General features: G+C 49.7%; 6 protein-coding genes and 1 pseudogene. 5 read left to right on the top strand and 2 right to left on the bottom strand.

The annotated features are described in order from the left end of the window. Positions 1-41: 41 nt before the first annotated feature. Both HMPREF3050_RS03930 and HMPREF3050_RS03925 read right to left on the bottom strand, forming a co-directional pair. Positions 42-515, bottom strand: coding sequence for an META domain-containing protein (locus HMPREF3050_RS03930; protein ID WP_070773551.1), 474 nt, complete (start codon positions 513-515; stop codon positions 42-44). Positions 516-607: 92 nt separating this feature from the next. Continuing rightward, on the bottom strand, positions 608-1,765 hold the full coding sequence (locus tag HMPREF3050_RS03925; RefSeq protein ID WP_070773549.1) for a trans-sulfuration enzyme family protein: 1,158 nt from the start codon (positions 1,763-1,765) through the stop codon (positions 608-610). Positions 1,766-1,946: 181 nt separating this feature from the next. Here HMPREF3050_RS03925 and folE2 point away from each other — a divergent pair, with 181 nt between their 5' ends. The 5 genes and pseudogenes from folE2 (at position 1,947) to HMPREF3050_RS03905 (ending at position 5,865) form a co-directional block, all read left to right on the top strand. Then, positions 1,947-2,720, top strand: a complete 774-nt coding sequence (folE2, locus tag HMPREF3050_RS03920; RefSeq protein WP_070773547.1) for a GTP cyclohydrolase FolE2 — start codon at positions 1,947-1,949, stop codon at positions 2,718-2,720. 139 nt (positions 2,721-2,859) lie between these two features. Beyond that, positions 2,860-2,925, top strand: a pseudogene (locus HMPREF3050_RS14780) (transposase); the annotation flags it as partial. A 187-nt stretch (positions 2,926-3,112) separates the two neighbouring features. After that, the gene (gene dsbD / locus HMPREF3050_RS03915; RefSeq protein ID WP_070773546.1) at positions 3,113-4,918 is read left to right on the top strand and encodes a protein-disulfide reductase DsbD; all 1,806 of its coding nucleotides are present in this window, start codon (positions 3,113-3,115) and stop codon (positions 4,916-4,918) included. A gap of 138 nt (positions 4,919-5,056) precedes the next feature. After that, the gene (locus HMPREF3050_RS03910) at positions 5,057-5,380 is read left to right on the top strand and encodes a DNA polymerase III (protein ID WP_070773545.1); all 324 of its coding nucleotides are present in this window, start codon (positions 5,057-5,059) and stop codon (positions 5,378-5,380) included. A 98-nt stretch (positions 5,381-5,478) separates the two neighbouring features. Then, positions 5,479-5,865, top strand: a complete 387-nt coding sequence (locus tag HMPREF3050_RS03905) for a hypothetical protein (protein WP_070773543.1) — start codon at positions 5,479-5,481, stop codon at positions 5,863-5,865. Positions 5,866-5,956 lie beyond the last annotated feature (91 nt).

The raw sequence follows: 5,956 nt of genomic DNA, 5'->3' as shown, positions 1-5,956 counted from the left end.
GCCGTACCGGTTTAAAGTTAATCCACTATAAAACTCAAAATTTACGGCTGACGGCGCAGGCGCATGGTTTTGCCGTTTTGCTCCAAAATCAAATCATTGCCGTCGAAACGATAGTTCCACACGCTTTTCATGTTCAAGAAAGCCTCTTCCAGCTTCATGTCTTCACACAGCATCATCGTCGTGGCAATCGGACCAAAATCAATTTTGTCCGCTCCGGCTTCCTGCGCTTGAAGTGTCAAATGATTGCAACCCATCTTGCCATGCGCCTTGGGCATTTTGCTCAAATCCAAAAAAGCGGTTCTGCCCGCCAAATCTTTTTCGGTGAATTTGTCGAAAGAAACCACAAACCATTTCGCCGCCAAAGCCGGCGTTGACGCTTGACGCGGTTCGGATGGTTTTTCAGACGACGTGACAGGTTGGGACGGCTGCGTTTTTTCAGCAGGCGAAGTACAGGCGGTCAGAATGATTGCGGTCAGAATGATTGCGGTCATAAGGGTGGGGATCAGGGTTTTCATGATTTTGCCTTTCTAACGTGAGGTCAGCTAAAAGGTCGTCTGAAACCGCTTCAGCGAAACCCGCTACGCACTTTTCAGACGACCTCTTTATCTTACAACGTCGAATCCAAAGCCTTGGAAATATCGTTCCAAATATCGTCCGCGTCTTCAATGCCGATAGAGAAGCGCAGCAGGCCGACTTTGATGCCCATCTCCATTTTCACATCATGCGGCACGCCGCTGTGGGACTGGGAATAGCAATGGTTGACCAAACTTTCGACGCCGCCGAGGCTGGACGCCATTTTGACCAGTTTCATGTTTTTAATCACGCTGTTTGCCGCTTCGCGCGTGTCGTTTTTCAAATAAACCGTTACCACGCCGCCTATGCCTTTGGGCATTTGGGTTTTCGCCAGTTCGTAATGTTCGTGCGACGGCAGGCCGGGATAGAACACTTTTTCTACGGCGGGATGGGCTTCGAGGCGGCGGGCAATGTCAAGCGCGTTTTTGCAGTGCGCCTCCATGCGCAAAGCGAGTGTTTTGATACCGCGCAACACCAGCCAGCAGTCCATCGGGCCGGCAATCGCGCCGGTATGCACCATCATGTCGTGCAGCGGTTTCGCCAGTTCTTTGGTTTTGACGGCAACGATGCCCATCAATACGTCGGAGTGTCCGCAAAGGTATTTGGTGGCGGAATGGAACACGATGTCGCAGCCCATTTCCAACGGCTGTTGCAGATACGGTGTGGCGAAGGTGTTGTCGATACCGACTAATGCGCCGGCTGCGTGGGCTTTGGCGGCAAGCGCTTTGATGTCCACCAGCCGCAAAAGCGGATTGGACGGGGTTTCCAGCCAAACCAGTTTCACATTGTGCGCGGCAAGCAGTTCGTCCAAGCGGTCGGGGTTGCCCAAATCGGCAAAGACGACGTTCACGCCCCACTCTTTATATACGTCAACCAGCAAGTCATACGCGCCGCCGTAAATGTCGGCGACAGCGACGATGGTATCGCCCGGACGCAGGAATGTACGCCACACGGCATCAATGCCCGCCATACCGCTGGAAAAGGCAAAACCCGCCGCCCCGCATTCCAAATCGGCAACCGTGTCTTCCAAAACCTGACGGGTCGGATTGCTCAGGCGCGAATAGCGGTAGGGAATCTGCTCGCCGATTTCGTGCAGCGCGAACATACTGTTCTGATAAATCGGCGGCATCAGCGCGCGGTTGTGTTCGTCGCAATCGTAGCTGGAATGGATGGCTTTGGTGGCGAATTTCATCTCGGTTCAACCTTATAAAGATATGAATAATTCAGGATTCTATCACTATCCGAAAAATAGAAACAATCAATGCGGACACGGTTTGCAAGTGATATAATCTCGCATTTGCAAAACGGACGGCATGAATCCGTTTCCAAACGACACACACCCCAACAATCCGACAATTAAGGACAAACAACGCATGAACGCCATTGCAGACGTGCAATCCAGCCGCGATTTACGCAATCTGCCGATTAACCAGGTCGGTATCAAAGACCTCCGCTTCCCGATTACTTTAAATACCGCCGAAGGCAGCCAATCCACCGTCGCCCGCCTGACCATGACGGTTTTCCTGCCCGCCGACCAAAAAGGCACGCATATGTCGCGCTTCGTGGCGTTGATGGAACAGCAAACCGAGGCTTTGGATTTCGACAGGCTGCACAAACTGACTGCCGAAATGGTTGCCCTTTTAAACTCTCATTCCGGCAAAATCAGCGTTTCCTTCCCCTTCTTCCGCAAAAAATCCGCCCCTGTTTCCGGCATCCAATCCCTGCTGGACTACGACGTTACCCTAACGGGCGAAATCAAGAACGGCGCATACAGCCACAATTTGAAAATCATGGTGCCCGTAACCTCTTTGTGTCCGTGCTCCAAAGAAATTTCCCAATACGGCGCGCACAACCAACGCTCGCACGTTACCGTCAGCCTGACCGCCAACGCCGAAGTCGGTATCGAGGAAATCATCGACTGCGTGGAAGCGCAGGCAAGCTGTCAGCTCTACGGCCTGCTCAAACGCCCCGACGAGAAATACGTTACCGAAAAAGCCTATGAAAACCCGAAATTCGTAGAAGACATGGTGCGCGACGTAGCCACCGCGCTGATTGCCGACGGACGCATCGAAAGCTTCATCGTCGAAAGCGAAAACTTCGAGTCGATACACAACCACTCGGCTTACGCCTATATTGCTTATCCTTAAATAAGCAAAAAAAATCGAAAAGGTCGTCTGAAAACCGGAAAATCAGTTTTCAGACGACCTTTCCCGTTCCAATCGGCTATGAAAAAGAGACAATCTGACGGGCATCATCTATCAAGCAGTCCGATAATCCCCCTCGCAACGATATAGTGGATTAACTTTAAATCAGAACAAGGCGACGAAGCCGCAGACAGTACAGATAGTACGGAACCGATTCACTTGGTACTTCAGCACCTTAGAGAATCGTTCTCTTTGAGCTAAGGCGAGGCAACGCTGTACTGGTTTAAAGTTAATCCACTATAAAAAACAATCGCTGCTTTTAATATAAATTAAGGCCTATAAACGGCTGCTACGTTTATAATGCGCCTGTTCAACCCTTCCACCGAGAAGACGCCATGAAAAAACTCCTTTACTTCTTTACCGCCTTTTTTGCCCTGTGTTCCAGCGCGTTTGCTGTGAACGCCGACGATTTGCTGCCGCCTGAAAAAGCGTTCGTGCCGCAAGTGAACGTTACCGACAAAGGCATCAACGTCGAATTCAAAATCGCCGACGGCTACTATATGTACCAATCGAAAATCGTCGCCGCCACCGCGCCTGAAGGCGTATTGGGCGAACCCGTTTTCAGCAAAGGCGAAGCCAAAGAAGATGAGTTTTTCGGCAAACAAACCGTGTTCCACCGCGCCGCGCAGGTCAACTGGCCTTACAAAAAAGCCGCGCCGACCTACAAGCTGACGCTGACTTATCAAGGTTGTGCCGAAGCCGGCGTATGTTACCCGCCCGTGGACACATCTTTCGAGATTAATGGCAACGGCCTGTACCAGCCGCAAAGCGACGAACCCATATCCGCCAAAGACCGCTTCCTGCAACCCGATTCCGCCAAACCATCCCCCGCCGCCGCGCCTAAAGCCTCGCAAAACGACGACAGCAGCCGCTTCAAATTATCGTGGGACACATTAAACGCCAACCTGTTGGCGTTTTTTACCGCAGGGGTATTCTTGAGCTTTACCGCCTGTATGTATCCGCTTTTGCCGATTGTTTCCAGCATCATCGTCGGCGATAAAACCGCCGGCAAAGGCCGCGCCTTCGCGCTGTCCGTAGCGTATGTGCAAGGTTTGGCACTGACCTACACGCTGGTCGGCGTCATCGCAGGCTTGACGGGCGCGCTTCTGACCGTATGGCTGCAACAGGCATGGGTCGTCCTTGCCGCCGCAGGTCTGATGGTCGTCCTCGCGCTCTCCATGTTCGGACTCTTCAACATCCAACTGCCCAACGCCGTCCAATCCTACTTCCAAAACCAAAGCAGCAAACTCTCCGGCGGCAAAATCTTCTCCGTCTTCTTCATGGGCATACTCTCCGCGCTGATCGTCGGCCCCTGCGTCGCCCCGCCGCTCGGATTCGCCTTGGGCTATATCGGACAAACCGGTGATGCCGTTTTGGGCGGACTGGCGTTGTATGTCTTGGCACTCGGCACCGGCGTTCCGCTGATCCTCATCGGCACATTCGGCGGCCACGTCCTGCCCAAAGCAGGCGACTGGATGAACGGCATCAAATACGCCTTCGGCTTCATCCTGCTTGCCGTAGCCGTCTATCTCGCCACACCGCACCTGCCCTACTACCTCGTTGTCGCGCTTTACACCCTGCTCATGATCGTCCCTGCCGTCATGTTGCTGGTTAAATCCGGCAAACAGAAAGGTCGTCTGAAAACCACAGCCTCCGTTTTAGGCTTCCTGCTCATCATCGGCGGCGCATGGTTCGGCTGGCAAAGCGCAAACAAACAAACCACCGCCCTGCACCACTTCCTGACGCTCTCTCCCCCGTCCGAAGCAGGCAAAACCACCGACCACGGCAAAATGTTCACCGACGTCGCCGAACTCAAAGCCGCCATGGACGCCGCATTGAAAGCCAACCCCGACAAACCCGTCGTTTTGGATTTCTACGCCGACTGGTGTATTTCCTGCAAAGAAATGGCGAACTACACGCTCAACCAGCCGCAAGTGCATGAAGCCGTCGATATGGAACGCTTCTTCCAAATCGACGTAACCGCCAACACGCCCGAACATCAGGCACTCTACAAAGAATACGGAATCTACGGCCCGCCGGGCATTTTCGCCATCCACGCCGATGGCCGCCGCAGCAACCCCTTGCTCGGCTTCGCCAAACCGGACGAATTCATCAACTGGTACAAACAAAACGAAAAATAAAGACGAAAGGTCGTCTGAAAACCTGAAACAGGGTTTTCAGACGACCTTTTTAAATGGTGGTTTTTTAATCCAGGCTGTCCTGCTGACTAAAACTGACTGATTATCCAAAATTATTCGATTGCCACAGGAGATAATATTATGGATTTTGTCTTATTTGATTACCAGCTTCTATTAAATAGAAGTGAAGATATTGATTACAAGGAAAGTATTTTAAAATCAACTATTCCATTAATGCGTTTTCTCAAAACAAATAATTTACTCGTAGACGTTGATCCTTTTAATGAAGACGGCTCGATTAAAGAAAATATTGTTATTAGAAAGTCTAATGTAACCGATGAAGGTTTCCAATTATTTGTCAAACCAGTAAATAACTGGTGGAATGCTTTGGACAGGGGAGTTTCACCTGAGAAAATTACTATTTTGGAAAACGGGTTAAAAAAGATTCGCTCTGCAAAGAAGTAATTTCTATAAGTTTCAGACGACCTTTTTAAATGTTCGGTTTCAACCTATCTCACTTTCCCACAAGCCGGTAAATTAGTTTCGATTTTTGGCAAATTTAAATGAGCAAAACATATAAAGTCAGCCCTGAATATATAAGAATTTTTCTTGGATTATTACACGAAGGTGTCGATGACAGACTTGAAGGATTATCAGGTATGAATTTGGTAAATCGAGATAGTGTAAAAAAATTAGTGGAAGAATATCTGTATCCTGAATATCAAAACTTACCCATATCAACCCGATTCAGAATTAAAGAGAGTTTAAGGTTTGGCTTAAATTTCTGGACGGAAGAAAAGCTATATGATCAATTTCCCAGCACCAATGCAGCCTTTGAAATCCCTCAACAAATGACCGCAAAAGAACTGTATAAGCAAATTTGGGATGATATGTTCGATCATGAAGATATCACTGTTCTCGATATGACGAAATATCAGGAATCGAACTGAAACTGGCAAACTTTAGCCTATATAAAATACTTATTTAATGTGTAGCCTAACAAACATCAATTATAGTGGATTAACTTTAAACCAGTACGGC

It is taken from the genome of Neisseria sp. HMSC065D04, assembly GCF_001815675.1.
GTDB lineage: Bacteria > Pseudomonadota > Gammaproteobacteria > Burkholderiales > Neisseriaceae > Neisseria.
Note: the sequence above shows the minus strand (reverse complement) of the source record. Positions and strands in the feature narration are given on the sequence as shown.

What these genes read in the sequence shown, in the direction of transcription:
- HMPREF3050_RS03925 (WP_070773549.1), bottom strand. Translation starts at nt 1,765, where the DNA reads ATGAAATTCGCCACCAAAGCCATCCATTCCAGCTACGATTGCGACGAA.
- HMPREF3050_RS03930 (WP_070773551.1), bottom strand. Translation starts at nt 515, where the DNA reads ATGAAAACCCTGATCCCCACCCTTATGACCGCAATCATTCTGACCGCA.
- HMPREF3050_RS03905 (WP_070773543.1), top strand. Translation starts at nt 5,479, where the DNA reads ATGAGCAAAACATATAAAGTCAGCCCTGAATATATAAGAATTTTTCTT.
- HMPREF3050_RS03910 (WP_070773545.1), top strand. Translation starts at nt 5,057, where the DNA reads ATGGATTTTGTCTTATTTGATTACCAGCTTCTATTAAATAGAAGTGAA.
- folE2 (WP_070773547.1), top strand. Translation starts at nt 1,947, where the DNA reads ATGAACGCCATTGCAGACGTGCAATCCAGCCGCGATTTACGCAATCTG.
- dsbD (WP_070773546.1), top strand. Translation starts at nt 3,113, where the DNA reads ATGAAAAAACTCCTTTACTTCTTTACCGCCTTTTTTGCCCTGTGTTCC.